General features: G+C 33.1%; 14 protein-coding genes and 1 tRNA gene. 1 reads left to right on the top strand and 14 read right to left on the bottom strand.

Features of this window, described 5'->3' with window-relative positions; translation table 11 throughout:
* Positions 1-127: 127 nt before the first annotated feature.
* From OA93_RS01325 to hisS, 12 genes are all read right to left on the bottom strand, one after another.
* The gene (locus OA93_RS01325; RefSeq protein ID WP_039111286.1) at positions 128-655 is read right to left on the bottom strand and encodes a GNAT family N-acetyltransferase; all 528 of its coding nucleotides are present in this window, start codon (positions 653-655) and stop codon (positions 128-130) included.
* Entirely contained in the window at positions 655-1,458 is an 804-nt protein-coding gene (locus OA93_RS01330; RefSeq protein WP_039111288.1) for a Cof-type HAD-IIB family hydrolase, read from the bottom strand. Before OA93_RS01330 ends, OA93_RS01325 begins: the two co-directional genes overlap by 1 nt.
* Before the next feature lie 133 nt (positions 1,459-1,591).
* Positions 1,592-1,810 carry a DUF2007 domain-containing protein gene (locus OA93_RS01335; protein WP_035622589.1) on the bottom strand — a complete coding sequence of 73 codons (219 nt, stop codon included), beginning with the start codon at positions 1,808-1,810 and terminating at the stop codon, positions 1,592-1,594.
* A gap of 7 nt (positions 1,811-1,817) precedes the next feature.
* Positions 1,818-2,609, bottom strand: coding sequence for an alpha/beta fold hydrolase (locus tag OA93_RS01340; RefSeq protein ID WP_039111578.1), 792 nt, complete (start codon positions 2,607-2,609; stop codon positions 1,818-1,820).
* A 61-nt stretch (positions 2,610-2,670) separates the two neighbouring features.
* Complete coding sequence (locus OA93_RS01345) at positions 2,671-3,324, bottom strand: DEAD/DEAH box helicase (RefSeq protein ID WP_039111290.1); 654 nt, start codon at positions 3,322-3,324, stop codon at positions 2,671-2,673.
* Positions 3,325-3,420: 96 nt separating this feature from the next.
* The gene (locus tag OA93_RS01350) at positions 3,421-4,584 is read right to left on the bottom strand and encodes a sigma-54 dependent transcriptional regulator (RefSeq protein WP_039111292.1); all 1,164 of its coding nucleotides are present in this window, start codon (positions 4,582-4,584) and stop codon (positions 3,421-3,423) included.
* Between the two features lie 334 nt (positions 4,585-4,918).
* Positions 4,919-6,235, bottom strand: coding sequence for an ABC transporter permease (locus OA93_RS01355; RefSeq protein ID WP_039111293.1), 1,317 nt, complete (start codon positions 6,233-6,235; stop codon positions 4,919-4,921).
* A gap of 128 nt (positions 6,236-6,363) precedes the next feature.
* Positions 6,364-7,284 carry an ATP-binding cassette domain-containing protein gene (locus OA93_RS01360; protein WP_039111294.1) on the bottom strand — a complete coding sequence of 307 codons (921 nt, stop codon included), beginning with the start codon at positions 7,282-7,284 and terminating at the stop codon, positions 6,364-6,366.
* A gap of 178 nt (positions 7,285-7,462) precedes the next feature.
* Positions 7,463-8,578, bottom strand: a complete 1,116-nt coding sequence (gene dnaJ / locus OA93_RS01365; RefSeq protein ID WP_039111295.1) for a molecular chaperone DnaJ — start codon at positions 8,576-8,578, stop codon at positions 7,463-7,465.
* A gap of 96 nt (positions 8,579-8,674) precedes the next feature.
* On the bottom strand, positions 8,675-9,253 hold the full coding sequence (locus OA93_RS01370) for a nucleotide exchange factor GrpE (RefSeq protein WP_039111297.1): 579 nt from the start codon (positions 9,251-9,253) through the stop codon (positions 8,675-8,677).
* Positions 9,254-9,637: 384 nt separating this feature from the next.
* Positions 9,638-9,708: transfer RNA gene (locus tag OA93_RS01375), tRNA-Trp, on the bottom strand.
* Between the two features lie 307 nt (positions 9,709-10,015).
* Positions 10,016-11,446 carry a histidine--tRNA ligase gene (hisS, locus tag OA93_RS01380; RefSeq protein ID WP_039111298.1) on the bottom strand — a complete coding sequence of 477 codons (1,431 nt, stop codon included), beginning with the start codon at positions 11,444-11,446 and terminating at the stop codon, positions 10,016-10,018.
* A 155-nt stretch (positions 11,447-11,601) separates the two neighbouring features.
* Here hisS and OA93_RS01385 point away from each other — a divergent pair, with 155 nt between their 5' ends.
* Complete coding sequence (locus OA93_RS01385) at positions 11,602-12,846, top strand: ABC transporter permease (RefSeq protein ID WP_039111300.1); 1,245 nt, start codon at positions 11,602-11,604, stop codon at positions 12,844-12,846.
* Positions 12,847-13,138: 292 nt separating this feature from the next.
* On the opposite strand, the gene prmC is transcribed toward OA93_RS01385, so the two are convergent.
* Positions 13,139-13,993 carry a peptide chain release factor N(5)-glutamine methyltransferase gene (gene prmC, locus OA93_RS01390; protein WP_039111302.1) on the bottom strand — a complete coding sequence of 285 codons (855 nt, stop codon included), beginning with the start codon at positions 13,991-13,993 and terminating at the stop codon, positions 13,139-13,141.
* Between the two features lie 29 nt (positions 13,994-14,022).
* Positions 14,023-14,832 (bottom strand): hypothetical protein, encoded by an 810-nt coding sequence (locus OA93_RS23990; protein WP_052259336.1) that lies wholly within the window; start codon positions 14,830-14,832, stop codon positions 14,023-14,025.
* Positions 14,833-14,835 lie beyond the last annotated feature (3 nt).

A 14,835-nucleotide genomic window follows, 5' to 3' on the forward strand; every position in this document is an offset into this window, starting at 1 on the left:
AATATCGTTAGCACATAACGAACTCAATCACCCAAATCTTTACATACCAAAATTCGGTAACAACTTTACCTACATTTTGTTACTGCGTTAAAAACAATAGTTTGTAAAAATTTGGGTGTATTTTAAACTAAAGATTAGGATTTTTTAGTTCATACCAAACTTCCTCATCGCCATCAAGCATAAAGGAATTTGTATACTGCAGTCCAAGCTTTTCAAGAATACTTCTCGAACCACTATTTCCTGCATCTGCGTAAGCATAAATTGCGTCAACTTTCATTTCATTAAAAGCATAATCTATAAAAGCTTTTCCAGCTTCGGTAGCATATCCTTTACCCCAATATTCTTCAATAAAACGATATCCTATTTCGTAGAAATTCTGGTGATTATTGATCATATCAGTAATAAACTTTATTCCAGACCAACCAATAAAAGTGTTGGTTTCCTTAAGAACTACTGCCCAACGCCCTGTCCCATTATCCTTATATTGTTGCAAAACATTTTTAATATAAGCACGACTTTCGTCAATATGGGTAACGGGTTTATTACCTACATATCTATGCACATTTGGGTTAGAATCTAGCTCAAACATCCCCTCATCATCTGTAGTGAGGAATTCTCTTAGTAATAATCGTTCTGTTTCAATTGAAGTTTTCATTAATTTAAGATATATCGTTGCACCACCTCGGCAACACCGTGATTATTATTTGATGCCACAATAACATCTGCTCTATCTCGTAATTCAGGCGTAACATTATCCACCCAAACTCCTAAACCTGCATATTCTATCATCGACAAATCATTACCTGCATTTCCTACAGCAATGATTTCGCTTTGATGAATATCTAATTTTGCTGCCAAAAGCTTTAAACTTGCTGCTTTATCGATTCCGTTTTGAGCTACTTCCAGGAAAAAAGGTTTAGACATTGCTATACTTAAGTGAGGCATTGCCGCTTTTAAATCAGCCTCAAGTCCTTTTAAATAACTTGGTTCTTCGAGCAAAATACATTTTACAGCAGAGGTATTAACAGCTTCCTTAAAACTTGCTACTTTATGGTGTTTTAAACCAGTAATAGTCTTTTCTATTTCAATAAATTCAGAATCAGTTTCACTGATAATCTCATTATTTAAATAGGTAATAATATGTGTTTTGTTCTTTAAACTGTAATCGTACAATTCGTGAATTTGTTCTTTTGACAAAGTTTGTTCAAAAAGAATTTCATCATCTTTTACATTACTAATAACAGCTCCGTTAAACGAAATCATATAGGAATTATTTAAATCTAATTCCAGTTCTTTTGCAAAAGAAGTCATCGCCGAAGTTGGTCTGCCAGAAGCCAAAACTACATAAACTCCCATCGCCTGAGCTTTAAGAAGCATTTCTTTATTTATATCCGAAATTTTATGGTCATCGGTCAACAAGGTATCATCCATGTCTAAAACCAGCATTTTATATTGCATTTTTTTTTAGTTTTCAGTACTAGATTCAGTCTTCAGTTTTCAGTTACAGTTTTCAGTACTTACTGAAACTGAAAACTGTGACTTTAAGTTCACTGTGATTACTGAGACTGTAAACTGAGCCTAATTACTTAAATTAAAGACTCATTCTAAAGTCTTCGATGATAGGATTTGCTTTTGCAAAGTCTGTCTCTTGAATAAATACCTCAACAGCCAAATCTGTATTACCAAAACCACCTAAACGAGCCGATTGGATATTGTTTTTAATTACTGTATCTACTTGCGCCTCTTCTAATTTTTGTTGTAAAGCTTGCGCTAAAATCTCACTTCCCGAAAACACTTTCATTAGTCCCATATCCTATTTATTTTAATACTATTGTTTTTAATTGATTTTGAAAATCTTCATTTTCATTTATTCCAGTATGATTCTGTCCTTTTAAAACATAAAGATACCCATTCGATTTTAATAATTTACTTAATCTAACCGAATTAGAAAAAGGAATTAATTGATCTTGATCTCCATGAAAAATATAAATTGGCACCTTTATCTTTTTAAAATAATCATGCGTTTCAAAATTAAATTTTTTCATGAAATCAGGAAAAAAAGGAACTTTACTACCTGTTAATTCTGTAAAACTATAATATGGAGCCTGAAGAATTAATGCTTTAGGCTTATTATTTGATGCCAAAATCGTCGCAAGACCACTTCCTATTGAATAGCCAGCGATGATGATTTTGTTTTCACTATATCTCTCACATAGTTTTTTATAAACTACCGAAATATCTTTGTTTAATTGATCTTCATCATCAATCTTTCCTCCGCTTTTTCCAAAACTTCTATAATCTAAGATAAAGATATCATATCCCAAACTCGTATAAACATTTGCTATACTTCCCCACGTATCCAGAGTACCTGCGTTTCCGTGAAGATAAAAAATCAATCCTTTTGGACTTTCAGTTTTAAATAACAAACCATTCAAATTTACACCGTCAAAAGAACGAATATTGAGTTCTTCAAAATTTTGTTGGTATTCAAATTTAAAATTATCAGGGAGTTTGGAATTTTGAAAAACCATACCTGCCTGATTAAAATAGATATATGAAACAACAGACAAATAAACAATAAACAGCGATCCTAAAACTATTACAATCAAAAATCTAAGTGTTTTAAAAATTTCCATTTATTATTATACATCATCTTATTTTTAATCTAGTCTATTCTTCAATATCCTCTTCTTCGTCCTCATCCTCATCGTCCTCATCGATTTCGAATAAATAAGGCTCAAGTAACATTTTATCTGCCAAAATATCAATACTTTCTGTCAGTTGTTCTGCAAAAATAATACGCTGTGTTTTAGTAATACTATTAGAAATACGCATGATTTTAGTTTCATGACGTAATTTCAAAATTGGGTTTGCATCATCCAGGATAAACATCTTCAAACGGTTTACATTATATCCCGCAGTAGTAAACATATCGCTTAGTTTATTTGGTGTTCCGATTAAAACATCAACTCCTGTTGAGATATAGTTTTTATCATAATCCATGTCGCCTTTGTCATGCACACCATAAACCTCAAGGTCACTATACTTACCGTATTTCTCAAAAAGCTCTTCCATTTCCAACACCTTTGCTTTATCTTCTACGATAATCAAAGCACGAGGAGATTCTTCATTTTTACCTGTCAATTGCTGAATAACATTTAGAACAATTGTTGTAGATTTTCCACTTCCTTTTGGAGCAACAATAATACAATCAGCACCACTTTTTAGCGTAGAAAAAGTTTCTTGTTGTAATGTATTAGCTTCGGTTAAACCGTTTGCGATTAACGCCTCCTGTAACTTTTCGTTTATTTTTTTTAGTTTCATCTTCAAAGATTGAAAGATTGAAAAATTAAAAAATTAAAAGATTAAAACTGAGGTCAAATCTTTAAATCATTAAATTTTAAAATCATTAAATTAATTTTATTTACTTGCGAACATCTTTACATCTGTTTCCGAAATTTCGCTTCCCCCTAATATAATAAGGCGTTCTACAACATTTCGTAACTCCCTGATGTTTCCTGTCCAATCATATTCTTGCAAAAGTTTTATCGCTTGAGGCGAAAATATCTTCACCGTATTTCCTTGTTCTGAAGCTATTTTTTCGGCAAAATGCGAAATCAAAGCCGGAATATCTTCTCTCCTGTCATTTAATGGCGGAACTTTAATCAAGATCACTGCCAGACGGTGGTATAAATCTTCACGGAAACGACCTTCGGCAATTTCTGTTTTTAAATCTTTATTGGTCGCGGCAACTACCCTAACATCTACTTTGATATCCTTCTCTGCACCTACTCTTGTAATCATGCTTTCTTGTAAAGCACGTAACACTTTGGCTTGAGCCGAAAGACTCATATCTCCAATTTCATCTAGAAATATGGTTCCTTTATCTGCCGCTTCAAATTTTCCTGCTCTATCTTTAACTGCCGATGTAAAAGCTCCTTTTACGTGACCAAACAATTCACTTTCGATTAGCTCACTCGGAATTGCAGCACAGTTTACTTCGATTAAAGGAAAATTAGAACGTGCGCTTTTTTCATGTAATTGGTGTGCTACCAGTTCTTTTCCTGTTCCGTTAGGTCCAGTAATCAAAACTCTGGCTTCAGTTTCGGCTACCTTTTCAATCATAATTTTAATATGACTTATAGCTTCACTGTCACCAATCATTTCGTAATTCTTACTTACTTTTTTCTTTAAAATCTTATTTTCTACAACAAGTTTTTTTCTGTCCAAAGCATTACGAACTGTATTTAACAAACGGTTTAAATCTGGTGGTTTAGATATATAATCAAAAGCACCAAGACGCATTGTATGAATCGCTGTTTCCATATCGCCATGACCAGATATCATAACCATCGGAATCTCCGGTTTGATTTTCTTTACTTCTTCTAATACCTCAACACCATCCATCTTTGGCATTTTGATATCACACAAAACCAAATCATAGTCGTTATTTTTTATCTTTTCAAGTCCCGAAACACCATCTTCTGCTTCCTCAACCTGATAGCTATCATTTTCTTCTGATAATATCTTGGTAAGTACTCTACGAATAGCCGCTTCGTCTTCTATAATTAGTATTTTACTCATTTCTTTTGAGGTTCTAAGTTGCAAAGGCCCAAAGGTACAAAGTTTAAAATCTTTGTCGCTTTATAACCCTACAGCTTTATTATTATTTTAATATTAACCGCAAAGGTTAAAAAAGAACAAAGGCACAAAGTCTAAAAACCTTTGTCCCTTTGTTGCTCTGTATCTTTTTTTGAGGTTCTAAGTTGCAAAGGTTCAAAGGTACAAAGTTTAAAATCTTTGTCGCTTCTTACCTTTGAACCTTTGTTATTATATTTTTTTTATGCCTTTTTTGTAATTCTTATAGATAGTTTAACTTCAAACGTTCAAAAACCTTTGCACCTCTGAACCTTTGCAACTAATACTTCAGCCATTTATATAATTCCTTCCATGTTGGTTTCTTACCGTACATTAATATACCTACACGATATATTTTGGCAGCAAACCAAACTACTGCAAAAAATGAAGCAAACAATAAAGTTACGGAAATAAGTATTTGCCACCAAGGCACTCCAAACGGAAGACGCATTAACATTACAATTGGTGAAGTAAGCGGAATCATAGAAAACACTACTGCAACTGTCCCGTGTGGATCATTTACAACAGTAAAGAAACCTATGTAAACACTCAAAATCAATGGCATAATAATAGGCAAAAGAAATTGTTGTGAATCAGTTTGATTATCAACCGCTGCTCCAATAGCTGCATAAAATGAGCTATATAAGAAATATCCACCTATAAAATAAATCACAAACCCAATCAGAATACTTGCAATTGGCAAACTCCATAATTCATTAATATACATTTGAGCTGTTCCTACAAATTGCTTTTGTGCTGTATCCATTAACTCTGGCGGAATCTTAGCAGTTGGCCCAACATTTACACCAAAAAATGCTGATGCTGCAAACATTAGAGCAAATCCTATTACTGCCCAAATTAAGAACTGTAACAATCCTGCCAATGAAGTTCCGATTATCTTACCCATCATCAACTGAAAAGGTTTTACCGATGAGATAATAATTTCGATGATTCTATTCGTTTTTTCCTCGATTACACTTCGCATAACCATATTACCATAAATAACAATAAACATCATTATTAAGTAACCAAAAGAGCCTCCAATTGCGATTTTTATCTCGTTAAGTCCTTTCAAACTCTCTTCTCCCGTTGCTTTTGCAAGATGGATATTTACTTTTGCCTGAGCATTTTTTATCGCTAATGTATCTAAATTTGCTTCTTGAAAATTAATTCTCGTAATCTCGTCGGCAATTGTATTTTGTGTGTTTTCAATAAAAGAAATACTCGGACTATTATTAGATATAAATTCAATTTTACCTTCTAGATCCTTTATTTTATCCGTTTTAGGAATCAAAAGCAATCCATCTAAACTTTCTTTAGCAATACTATCTTTTAGTGATTGCAAAGGCATTTTGGATAAATCAAGATACCTAAACTCGACATTTTTCGCATTTTGCTTGGTAAACTCCGAAGCAAACAAACCTGTTTCATCATAAATTGCAATACGTTTTGTATCGGCTTTCATAGAACTTAAATATCCGATAAAAGCAGCTATTGCAACAAACAATAACGGACTTAAAAAAGTCATTACGATGAAAGACTTATTACGGACTTTAGAAATAAATTCTCTTTTTATAATTAATGATATAATACTCATTTATATAGATTACTAGATTATTAGACTGCTTAGACTTGCTTAGATTTTAGACTTTCTTAGACTTCTTAGATTACATTTTTGACTCTTAAATTCAGTCTAAAATCTAAGTAGTCTAATGATCTAAAGATCTAAGAAGTTACTGTTTGAATAAAAATATCGTTTACACTTGGAATTTTCTCAACAAAATGAGTCACCTGTCCGCGTTGTGTTAATACATTCAACAAATCATTTGGAGTTGCATTTCCTATCTGAATTTCCAGTTTTAATTCGTCACCCAATGATTTAAAATGTGCTGGTAAAACGGTAAACTTTTGCGAAATATCATACATCAATCCTTCGATATTGTTTGTTAATATCCCAACTTCAAAACTATTTGTTTTAAACTGTCTTTTTACATCAATCAGCTTACCTTCTATCAGTTTATTCGATTTATGAATCAAAGCAATATGATCACAAAGTTCTTCAACACTTTCCATACGATGTGTCGAAAAAATAATAGTCGAACCTTGCTCTTTTAATGCCAAAATTTCATCTTTTATGACATTGGCATTAACTGGATCAAAACCAGAAAATGGCTCATCAAAAATCAACAATTTTGGTTTATGCAATACACAAACCACAAACTGAATTTTCTGTGCCATTCCTTTAGATAATTCCTGAACTTTCTTGTTCCACCAACCTTGAATTTCTAATCTGTCAAACCAATAATCTAATTGTTTCTTAGCTTCAGCTTTAGATAATCCTTTCATCTGAGCTAGATACAAACATTGCTCTCCTACTTTCATAGAACTATACAATCCCCTTTCTTCAGGAAGATATCCGATATGTTGTACGTGTTTAGGCTGTAATTTCTCACCATCAAGAATCACTTCTCCACTATCTGGATAAGTAATTTGATTTATAATTCGTATAAGTGATGTTTTTCCCGCTCCATTAGGACCTAATAATCCGTAAATACTACCTTTTGGGACATTTAATGAAACTTCGTTAAGCGCAACATAATCACCGTATTGTTTTACGACATTATGTACTTCGAGTAAGTTGCTCATGCTTTTTTTTTGGATTTACTACGTCTACTTGACTACTTAACCTTTTTGGTTTAGCGTGTGTAAAAGTAAATAATTAGTAGCGAAAACTTCATATTGTTACAAAAAAAACCCATCCTAAAATAAATTTAAGATGGGTTTGTAAATTAATTGTAACGTTTTATAAAAGATTAAGATGTGTTTATGAAAACATATCTTTTACTTTTTCAAAAAATGATTTATCCGTTTTCTCAGGACTTGGAATAAAATGGTCGTCTGTTAAAGCATTTTCAAAAAATTGTTTTTGATCTTTGCTCAATGTTTTTGGTGTCCAAACATTCACATGAACCAATAAATCTCCATTTCCGTATCCATTGATACTTGGAATTCCTTTTCCTTTTAATCTTAAGATTTTTCCAGATTGAATTCCTTCTTCTAATTTAATTCTCACTTTTCCGTTAATTGCTTCAATATCTTTAGAGATACCTAAAACAGCTTCTGGAAAGCTTATGTATAAATCGTAATGTAAATTTTCGCCTTCACGTTTCAAGAATTCATGCTCAAGTTCTTCAATTGCAACAATTAAATCACCTGGAACACTGTTTCCTGGAGCATCGTTTCCTTTACCAGAAACTTTAAGCTGCATTCCATCAACAACTCCTGCAGGAATTTTGATTGATACAGTTTCATCTTCCTGAACCATACCTTGCGAATCTGCATTGCTAGGTTTTTTATCTAAAATCTGACCAGAACCTCCACAAGTTGGACAAGTCGAAGCTGATTGCATTCTACCTAAAATAGTATTAGTCACACGCATTACCTGCCCTTGACCGTTACATGTAGAACATGTTTTATAAGTAACCCCTTTGGCTTGAACCTTACGTTTTACTTTTACTTTTTTCTCAACACCATTTGCAACCTCTTCTAAAGTTAATTTAACTTTAATTCTAAGATTACTTCCTTTAGTACGACGAGGACCTCCGCCTCCACCGCCTCCGAAACCACCAAATCCGCCTCCGAAGATGTCGCCAAACTGACTGAATATGTCATCCATATTCATGCCACCATGACCACCACCTCCAAAACCACCTGAACCATCAAAGGCTTGGTGACCGTATTGATCGTATTTGGCTTTTTTATTAGGGTCGCTTAAAACTTCATACGCTTCTGCAGCCAATTTGAAGTTCTCTTCTGCCTGTTTGTCGTCTGGATTTTTATCCGGATGATATTTCAACGCACATTTACGGTACGCTTTTTTGATCTCGGCAGCATCCGCATTTTTTGAAATGCCTAATATTTCGTAAAAATCTTTTTTCATAATTGTTTAAATTCCAAAAAACAAAACCCAATAAATAACTCAATTCTGAAGACTCAAAACTATTTATTTGGGATTTGGGAGTTATAATTTGACATTTTAGTTTCCTACAACAACTTTAGGGAAACGAATAATTTTGTCTCCTAATTTGTATCCTTTTTCTATAACATCAACGATTTTACCTTTCAATTTATCAGAAGGTGCTGGAATTTGAGTAATAGCTTCAGCATAATCAGCATTAAATGCATCTCCTGCTCTCACTTCAATTTGCTCTAAACCTTTAGCAACCAATGTTCCTTTAAGTTTTTCGTGAATTAACTCAACTCCTTTAGTCAATGTTTCATTTTCAGATTTGTTGATCTCAACCATTGCTCTGTCAAAATCATCTAATACTGGAAGCATTGCCAATAATACCTCTTGATTAGCCGTTTTAAACAAATCTATTCTTTCTTTTGAAGTTCTTTTTTTGTAATTTTCAAACTCAGCAAACAAACGTAAAAATTTATCTTTTTCTTTTGCTAAGTCTTGAGCTAGTTGTTCTTCTACACTTAATTCCTCAATAATAATCTGTTCGCCATTGGCATTATTCTCTAACGTTACGTCATCTATTTCTTGATCGATTTCTGTATTTTCCGTAGTCATATTACTTTTATTTTTAAAAATATTCTTAAACTTCATTTTTTATTCTTTTCTATGGATTGCAAAAGTACTGCCAAACCTTATAAAATGTCAAATTGTCATCTTTTGACAAATTCCTACTCTATCAAGTCTTTAGGCAATGTATCTAAAACTATCATATTCTCAAAAAAATTAGTATAATTTTAAGATAATTGCGATTTAGAATAAATACATTTGAAGTAATTACAATTAATTATTACCTATCAAAAATTGAATTTAAGGTTAGCTTCGGCTTTATAATAAATTATTAATTCAACTTTACCTTATATTAAAAAAAGCTTCGCCTGATAGACGAAGCTTTTTTTTATGCTTTTTACCTTTAACTCCAAGAAAGCTTCTGAAAAATATTTTATAACTTATTTGTTATTTAATATATTTTTATTGCACGGGCGGAGGGATTCGAACCCCCATCAACGGTTTTGGAGACCGCTATTCTACCCTTGAACTACGCCCGTAACACAAGGCCGCAAATTAAAGGCTTTTTTTTCTTTCTCACCAATTATTTTACGCAAATTTAAAAAGATTTAAGCCGATCAGCGCTAATAATTCACTAGCACAATCACTACCAAAGCTTTATGAAATTTACATTCTTCTTTCAAAACAAAAATTCTGCGAAACAACCGCAAAAATCACTAAAATTTTTCAAAAGTATGGTTTTATAAAACACAAAGTTCGCTAAGCTTGTATTCATCTGGCTTTGTGAACTTTGTGTTTTCTATGCGTGAGTAAAATTAAATCTTAGCGCACTTTGCGGTTAAACCCTTATACTAATAAAGCAGCTTTCAAACCTTCTAAATCAACCGAAACTTGTTCGCCCGTTAGTAAGTTTTTAAGCGAGTACATATTCGACTCTATTTCTTGTTCACCAGCAATAACAGCAAAAGGAATCATACGTTTATCAGCATGCTGAAACTGCTTTCCTACCTTTACATTATCTGGATACAACTCTACTTTTATATTTTCTTTTCTTAATTCCTGAATCGCTTTAAGTGCATAAAAAGCCTCTTTATCACCGTAGTTTATAAACAAAGCTTTAGAGGTTGCCGTAACCGTATCAGGAAATAATTGCAATTCCTCAAGCACTAAATAAATACGATCTAACCCGAAAGAGATTCCAACACCACTCATGTTTTTCAATCCAAAAACACCAGTTAAATCATCGTATCTTCCGCCACCGCCAATAGAACCCATGGCAACAGTTTTAGGTGGAGCTATTTCAAAAATCGCTCCTGTATAATAGTTCAGTCCACGAGCAAGCGTAACATCCAAATCTAAAATTGCTGTAGACAATCCTAAGTTAGACACATTGTCACAAATAAAACGCAACTCCTCTACCCCTTTCATTCCTTCTTCAGAAGAAGCTAATAAAACTGAAAGCTGATTAATTTTATCTGAGATCGTTCCTGTAAAACTAAATAATGGCTGCACTTTTACAAGCGCTTCTTCCGAAATTCCTTTCTCCATCATTTCTTTCTTCACACCATCTTCGCCTATTTTATCAAGCTTATCCAACGCAACCGTAAAATCAATTAATTTATCCGAAGCACCAATAACCTCAGCAATTCCAGATAATATTTTTCGGTTGTTTATTTTTATAGTTACACCACTTAAACCTAAAGAGGTAAAAACAGTATCATATAATTGTACCAACTCTACTTCTTGCCATAATGATTTAGAACCAACCACATCGGCATCACATTGAAAAAACTCTCTAAAACGTCCTTTTTGAGGATTATCTGCCCTCCAAACTGGCTGAATCTGATACCTTTTAAAAGGAAATTCAATCTCGTTTTGGTGCTGTACCACATATCTTGCAAACGGAACAGTTAAATCATATCGCAACGCTTTTTCAGAGATTTTCTTAGTAAAAGAATTTAATTCAATTCTTTCTTCAGTTGATAATTTATCAGCTGCCAAATCTTGCAATTGCGCAATAGTTCCTGGTAATTCTATTTTATTTTTTTTGTCAAAGAAAAAATTCCCAGAATTCAATATTTTAAAAATCAAGCGATCACCTTCTTCACCATATTTTCCCATTAAGGTTTCCGAATTCTCAAACGAAGGCGTTTCGATTGGTTGAAAACCGAACTTCTCGAAATTATTTTTTATAATCTGAATAATATATTGACGTTTTGCCACCTCTGTTGGTGAAAAATCTCTGGTCCCTTTAGGAATACTAGCTTTTGATGCCATTTCTCTTTGATATTTTAGATTGCTGATTTTAGTCTTTAGATTTACTTTCGAAATCTTAAATTCTAATCGAGTGCAAATATCTCACTTTTTAAAATAAATAATGACTCTTCTAAAACAAACTTGTAACAAAAATTGTATTTTCGTGACAAACTAGTATGATGCTAAAATTATTCAAAGAAAATATCCGGATTGCATTTGGTTCCATTCGAACACAATTATTACGTACCATCCTTACCGTTTTAATTATTGCAATAGGCATCACTGCTTTAGTTGGGATTTTAACTGTAGTTTCGGCATTAGAGAACACTATTTCTACCGATTTTGCTTCTATGGGAGCAAATACCTTTAATATAAACCAATACGAAAACGAAGTTCGAAACCGTGGCGGTAACGAAAGAGAAATCATAAATCCTATTATTTCTTATCCCGAAGCCGTTGCATTCAAAAATAAATATAGATATCCATTTACCGAAACATCGCTTTCATTTACAGCAACCTCTACAGCCGAAGTAAAATATCTTGGCACCAAAACCGATCCTGAAATTAAAGTACTTGGAGTCGACGAACATTTTATTGGTAATTCTGGTCTTGAAACCAGCATTGGCAGAACATTTAATCAGTTTGATATCGAGAATAATACTTACGTATGTGTACTAGGTTCCGATTTTATGAAAGGATTATTAAAAGATGTAAACCCAATCGATAAAATCATTTCTATTCGTGGCGCACGATTTAAAGTTATTGGCGTACTAAAAGAAAAAGGATCCACATTTGGAAACAGTCAGGATTTACGAGTATTAATCCCTATACAGGTAGCACGCTCCTTATTTACAGCTCCGAATATAAATTACACGATAAGCGTAATGGTTTCCAAAAAAGAATTACTGGATCAAGCCATCGATAACGCAACAAGCACTATGCGTCGAGTTCGAAAATTAAGTCCTATACGCGATAATAATTTTGGCGTAGTACGAAGCGATGATCTTATCAATCGCATCCTCAGCATCACACAATACCTTGGCTGGGCAGCATGGATTATAAGCGTCATTACTATCTTAGGCTCCTCTATAGCCTTAATGAATATCATGATAGTATCGGTAACAGAGCGTACCCGCGAAATCGGTGTTCGTAAAGCTCTCGGAGCAAAAAAAACAACTATTGCTGTACAATTCTTTATCGAAACCTTACTTATAGGACAATTAGGAGGTTTAATCGGAATTATTCTTGGAATCTTAGTTGGCTTAGCCTTTGCAACAGCAATGAAATTTGTATTCGTAATTCCATGGATGGCAATTTTCGCTGCTTTCGGCACCAGTTTTGTAGTTGCCATTGTGTCAGGATTATACCCTGCAATAAAAGCATCTCAACTCGACCCTATCGAAGCTTTACGCTATGAATAGTATTCAGTCGCAGTTTTCAGCTTCAGTATAACATCTACATTTTACATATTTCATTTTACCAAAAGAAAGTTTGCAGGAGCACAACTTAATCGTTACATAACACGAACTGTCCCGCTTTACGTTCCAATCTTATATCTTGAGAAAAATCAAGATAAAAGGATTTCCACTGCAATCGGGGCTATTTTACAACTTACGTTTTCAAGTCATGTCCTCATCTCCTACAAGTTTTTGAAAACCTTGCAGGAAACCCTCATTTCACTTTTTACAAAATACATCTTACCCTAAAAAAAACTTATTTCACACAAAAAATCATCCTGTCATTATCGTAAATATCCTTTCGTAATTCGATGTTTTTAAAACCTAAATCCTCAAGCAATTCAACGGTTTCTTTCCCTAAATACTGATTGATTTCAAAATAAAGACTTCCGTTTTTTTTCAGATTCTTTTGCGCTAGTTCAGCTATTTTTCTATAAAAAATAAGTGCATCATTATCAGCAACAAAAAGTGCCAAATGCGGTTCATAATCTAATACATTCTTCTTAATTTCCTCTTTTTCAAGATTCCTTACATAAGGCGGATTCGAAACAATGACATCAAACTCCTGCATTAAATCTTCTGTTTCCAGAATATTCTGAAGCAAAAAAGTAACCGAAACCCCATTGGTCTCAGCATTTCTTTTGGCAGTAGCTAAAGCATTCTCCGAGACATCAATTGCAAAAACCTGAGCATGAGAAATATTTTTTGCCAACGAAATAGCAATACAACCACTTCCTGTACCTATATCCAGAATTCTTAAGTTTTTGGATTTCCCAACCTTTAAATCCTCTTTAATAATCCACTCAACCAATTCTTCCGTTTCTGGTCGCGGAATCAGAACGTTTGAGTTTACCTCAAAATCTAATCCGTAAAAATTCGTTTTTCCTAACAAATATTGTATCGGGATTTCCTTTTTTAATTCAGTCACCAGAATACTCCAATCAGCAATTTCTTCGTCCGAAAAAAACAAATCTGGGTTTAAAGCCAAATCTATTTGTTTGAGATTTCGTTTCTCTTCCAGAATTAAATAGAAGAAACTCTCCACTTCCAGAACATCATAAATTCCCGAAAGCTCTTGAATAAATTGCGTTCTGTATTGTTTTATTTTCATTTTATACTTGTTGTTAAAAGCAGGTTTAATTAGCAATCAAATCCTACTGCAATTTCAGAAACCCTCTTCATCGCCTCACCACTTTTAGCTTTACTCGAAAGAAACAGAATCACCCGCTCCTCTTCATAATGTCTATTTGCGCTAAAAACAAAATCTAATTTCCCATCGTTATCAATATCTCCTGCAAAAATCAACTTAACAAAAGTATCATTAAACGATTCTTCCGATAAAAGCAATTTTTCAGTAGTATTTCCTGTAGACAGATAAAGCTTATAATTTTCGACCTTCTTAAAAACTTCCTCTGTATTATCATCTGTAGAAACCATTTCCGAAGAAAGAACTTTACCTTCCCCACGCAAAGTATAATTAACATTATTAAAGGCAAAAGTTAGTTTTTCGTCTGGCCAAATTTTATCTTCTTCAATCTTTAAAGACTTTATTTTTCCCAATTTCAAATCAGGCAAATCCATAAAAATGATTGATTTATTTTTAGCAAGAACAGACACTAAGGAATCTCCCGAACATTCATCAAATCCTTTTTCTATTTTAAAATCTGCTTTTCCTAAATAATATTCCCCATTCTGCTCATACAAATCAATCCACTTTTTAGTTAAAGCAACAGCAGGATTTTCTTCTCCATAACTTCTATAACTTCGCGCAAGCAAAATATCAAAGTCATTTTTAAACTCCTCCTCCGAAACTACTTCTTTTTCCTGAACAGAATCTTTTACAATAGTTTTTTTACTAACTCCAATAATTTTTTCTGTTTTCGTTTCTTTAGCATCTTTACACGAAAACAGAATTGAAACCAAAACAATTCCAACAATAATTTTTTTCATAAA

This window comes from Flavobacterium sp. KMS, assembly GCF_000813005.1.
In the GTDB taxonomy this organism is placed as follows: Bacteria; Bacteroidota; Bacteroidia; order Flavobacteriales; family Flavobacteriaceae; genus Flavobacterium.

Excerpts from the sequence above, each read along its gene's own strand:
- OA93_RS01325 (WP_039111286.1), bottom strand. The coding sequence starts at position 655 with ATGAAAACTTCAATTGAAACAGAACGATTATTACTAAGAGAATTCCTC.
- OA93_RS01330 (WP_039111288.1), bottom strand. The coding sequence starts at position 1,458 with ATGCAATATAAAATGCTGGTTTTAGACATGGATGATACCTTGTTGACC.
- OA93_RS01335 (WP_035622589.1), bottom strand. The coding sequence starts at position 1,810 with ATGGGACTAATGAAAGTGTTTTCGGGAAGTGAGATTTTAGCGCAAGCT.
- OA93_RS01345 (WP_039111290.1), bottom strand. The coding sequence starts at position 3,324 with ATGAAACTAAAAAAAATAAACGAAAAGTTACAGGAGGCGTTAATCGCA.
- OA93_RS01350 (WP_039111292.1), bottom strand. The coding sequence starts at position 4,584 with ATGAGTAAAATACTAATTATAGAAGACGAAGCGGCTATTCGTAGAGTA.
- OA93_RS01355 (WP_039111293.1), bottom strand. The coding sequence starts at position 6,235 with ATGAGTATTATATCATTAATTATAAAAAGAGAATTTATTTCTAAAGTC.
- OA93_RS01360 (WP_039111294.1), bottom strand. The coding sequence starts at position 7,284 with ATGAGCAACTTACTCGAAGTACATAATGTCGTAAAACAATACGGTGAT.
- dnaJ (WP_039111295.1), bottom strand. The coding sequence starts at position 8,578 with ATGAAAAAAGATTTTTACGAAATATTAGGCATTTCAAAAAATGCGGAT.
- OA93_RS01370 (WP_039111297.1), bottom strand. The coding sequence starts at position 9,253 with ATGAAGTTTAAGAATATTTTTAAAAATAAAAGTAATATGACTACGGAA.
- hisS (WP_039111298.1), bottom strand. The coding sequence starts at position 11,446 with ATGGCATCAAAAGCTAGTATTCCTAAAGGGACCAGAGATTTTTCACCA.
- OA93_RS01385 (WP_039111300.1), top strand. The coding sequence starts at position 11,602 with ATGATGCTAAAATTATTCAAAGAAAATATCCGGATTGCATTTGGTTCC.
- prmC (WP_039111302.1), bottom strand. The coding sequence starts at position 13,993 with ATGAAAATAAAACAATACAGAACGCAATTTATTCAAGAGCTTTCGGGA.
- OA93_RS23990 (WP_052259336.1), bottom strand. The coding sequence starts at position 14,832 with ATGAAAAAAATTATTGTTGGAATTGTTTTGGTTTCAATTCTGTTTTCG.